Below are 3,542 nucleotides of genomic sequence, written 5' to 3'. Positions count from 1 at the left end.
CCTTCCCGCCGATCCCGACCGCCGCCGTGTGCTCGGCGGCCTCGCCGCGCTCGGTGCCGGTGTCGCGCTCGCCGGCTGCGAAACCACCGCGGGCAACGCGCCGCGCTCGGCCGCAGACCTGCGCATCGACGAAGCGTTGCGCCAGCGCGTGCGCCACATCGTCGTGATCTATGCGGAAAATCGCAGCTTCGCGAACCTGTACGGCGATTTCCCGGGGGTACTTCATCCGCTGAGTGAAGTGCGGCCCGAGCATGCGCAGCAGCTCGATCGCGACGGCAAGACGCCGCTGCCGGTGCTGCCGAAGATCTGGGGCGGGCTCGTGCCGCAGGCGCAGGAAGTGGACGGCAAGCGCTACGCGATCGCCGAGCGCGACATCGACAAGCTGCCGAATGCGCCGTTCCGGATTACCGACGCGCAGGGCCAGCCGCTGCCGAACGGCGTGATCACGCGCGACCTGTGGCACCGCTTCTACCAGAACCAGATGCAGATCGCGGGCGGCCGCAACAACCAGTTCGCCGCATGGGCCGATTCGGGCGGCCTCGTGATGGGCCATTACCGCAATTCGGCCGACACGCTGCGGCTGTGGAATCTCGCGCGGCAATACACGCTGTGCGACAACTTCTTCATGGCGGCCTTCGGCGGTTCGTGGATGAACCACATGTTCCTGATCTCCGCGCAGCCGCCGCTGTATCCGGACGCGCACAAGCATCCGCATGCGGCGAAGCTGCTGTCGAAGGTCGAAGGTGACGACCCGACCGGCACGCGCCTGAAGCTCGCCGACGATTCGCCCGCGTCCGCGCTGGACGGCCCGCCGAAGTTCGCGGTCGATGGCCCGCTGACGCCGGACGGCTACGGCGTCAACACGATGGCGCCGCCGTACCAGCCGAGCTACGTGCCGCCGCCCGATCCGGGCAACGCCGCGTATGCGGACCCGGCCGACCATCGCGTGATGCCGCCGCAGGGCTACGCGACGATCGGCGACCGCCTGTCGGAAAAGAACATCGACTGGGCGTGGTACAGCGGTGCGTGGCAGTACGCGCTCGAGCATCGCGACACCGGCACGGTGCCCGATTTCCAGTACCACCACCAGCCGTTCAACTACTTCGTGAACTACGCGCCTGGCACCGAAGCACGCCGCAAGCATCTGCGCGACGCGGGGCTCGGCGACGAGCCGGCGACCAACCATTTCATCGCCGACATCGACGCGGGCCGCCTGCCGGCCGTCACGTTCTACAAGCCGCAGGGCAACCTGAACATGCACGCGGGTTATGCGGACATCGAATCGGGCGACCGTCACATCGCGACCGTGATCGACCATATCCGGCGCGGGCCGCAATGGGAGAACACCGTGATCGTGATGACCCACGACGAGAACGGCGGCTGGTGGGATCACGTCGCGCCGCCGGTCGGCGACCGCTGGGGCCCCGGCTCGCGGATCCCGGCGCTCGTGATCTCGCCGTTCGCGAAAAAGGGCTTCGTCGATCACACGCTGTACGACACGAACTCGATCCTGCGCTTCATCAGCCGCGTGCACGGCCTCGCCCCGCTCGACGGCGTGGTGCTGCGCAACAACGCGTTCGCCGCGCGTGGCGAGACGCCGCCGGGCGACCTGACGAACGCGCTCGATCTCGGCTGACGACCAGTTGACTGCGGGAAACGACGACGCCCCGGGCCATGCGATCGATGGCTCGGGGCGTCGTTCGTTTCAGGGCCGGCGAGGCTACGCGGCGCTACGCAATGCGTCGCGCATTTCGGTGCTCGGTGAGTGAATAGCGGCGCGCGCGACGCCCAAATGAAAACGTCCCGCCGCCGACGAGCAATGGCGGCGACGGGACGCCAAAGACGATGACGCTGCGTACCGTCAACCGCCGATACGCTGCTCGATCTTCTTCATCGTGCCGGTCATTTCAGCCGGCAAGCGCAGCTTCAACGTATCGAACAACGCCGCGTGCAGCTTCAGCTCCTCGCGCCATTCGTCGGCGTTCATCGACGTCACCGCATCGAACTGATCGCGCGTGAAATCGAGGCCGTCCCAGTGCAGGTCTTCATACGCAGGCGACACGCCGAACGCATGCTCGCCGCCACCGCCCGTGCCTTCGAGCCGATCGAGCATCCACTTCAGCACGCGCATGTTCTCGCCGAAGCCCGGCCACACGAACTTGCCGTTCGCATCCTTGCGGAACCAGTTCACGCAGTAGATCTTCGGCAGCTTCGCGCCGGCGGCTTCAAGTTGCTTGCCGATGTTGAGCCAGTGCGCGAAATAATCGCTGACGTTGTAGCCGCAGAACGGCAGCATCGCGAACGGATCGCGGCGCACGACGCCCTGCTGGCCGACGGCTGCCGCGGTCGTCTCGGAGCCCATCGTCGCGGCCATGTACACGCCTTCGACCCAGTCGCGCGCCTCGGTCACGAGCGGCACCGTCGTCGAGCGGCGGCCGCCGAAGATGAACGCGTCGATCGGCACGCCGGCCGGGTTTTCCCAATCGTCGTCGATCGACGGGCACTGCGCGGCCGGCGCGGTGAAGCGCGAGTTCGGATGCGCGGCCTTGCGGCCGGTTTCCTTGCCGATCTCCGGCGTCCACGGATTGCCCTGCCAGTCGGTCAGCTTCGCGGGTGGGGTGTCGGTCAGCCCTTCCCACCACACGTCGCCGTCTTCCGTCAGCGCGACGTTCGTGAAGATCACGTTTTCCTTCAGCGTGGCGATCGCGTTCGGGTTGGTCTTCACGCCCGTGCCCGGCGCGACGCCGAAGAAACCGGCTTCCGGGTTGATCGCATACAGGCGGCCGTCGCGGCCGGGCTTCAGCCACGCGATGTCGTCGCCGATCGTCGTGACCTTCCAGCCGTCGAAGCCCTGCGGCGGAATCAGCATCGCGAAATTGGTCTTGCCGCACGCGGACGGGAACGCGGCCGCGACGTGATACTTCTTGCCGGCCGGCGACGTCACGCCGAGGATCAGCATGTGTTCCGCGAGCCAGCCCTGATCGCGGCCCATCGTCGACGCGATGCGCAGTGCGAAGCACTTCTTGCCGAGCAGCGCGTTGCCGCCGTAGCCCGAGCCGAAGCTCCAGATCTCGCGCGTTTCGGGGAAATGCACGATGTACTTGACCGGATTGCACGGCCACGGCACGTCCTGCTGGCCGGCTTCGAGCGGATGGCCGACGCTGTGCACGCACGGCACGAAGTCGCCATCCTCGCCGAGCACGTCGTACACGTCGCGCCCCATGCGCGTCATGATCCGCATGTTCACCGCGACGTACGGGCTGTCCGACAACTCGACGCCGACGTGCGCGATCGGCGAGCCGAGCGGGCCCATCGAGAACGGCACGACGTACAGCGTGCGGCCGCGCATCGAGCCGCGGAACAGCCCGTTCAACGTCTCGCGCATTTCGGCCGGTTCGATCCAGTTGTTGGTCGGGCCGACGTCGTCGCGCGAGGCCGCGCAGATGAACGTGCGATCCTCGACGCGCGCGACGTCCGACGGATCGGATTGCGCGAGATACGAGTTCGGGCGCTTCGCCGGATTCAGGCGCGTCAGCGTGCCC

Annotated in this window: 2 protein-coding genes; one reads left to right on the top strand and one right to left on the bottom strand. The window is 67.4% G+C overall.

All coding sequences use genetic code 11. The features are described 5' to 3' along the window. The coding region (locus tag H3O04_RS34560) for an acid phosphatase (protein ID WP_202589433.1) at positions 1-1,636 on the top strand (1,636 nt) is incomplete at its 5' end. Positions 1,637-1,861: 225 nt separating this feature from the next. Here H3O04_RS34560 and H3O04_RS34555 read toward each other — a convergent pair. Beyond that, a partial coding sequence (locus H3O04_RS34555; protein ID WP_202589432.1) for a phosphoenolpyruvate carboxykinase (GTP) occupies positions 1,862-3,542 on the bottom strand: 1,681 nt, incomplete at its 5' end.

It is taken from the genome of Burkholderia sp. KCJ3K979 (genome assembly GCF_016759955.1).
In the GTDB taxonomy this organism is placed as follows: Bacteria; Pseudomonadota; Gammaproteobacteria; order Burkholderiales; family Burkholderiaceae; genus Burkholderia; species Burkholderia orbicola.
Note: the sequence above shows the minus strand (reverse complement) of the source record. Positions and strands in the feature narration are given on the sequence as shown.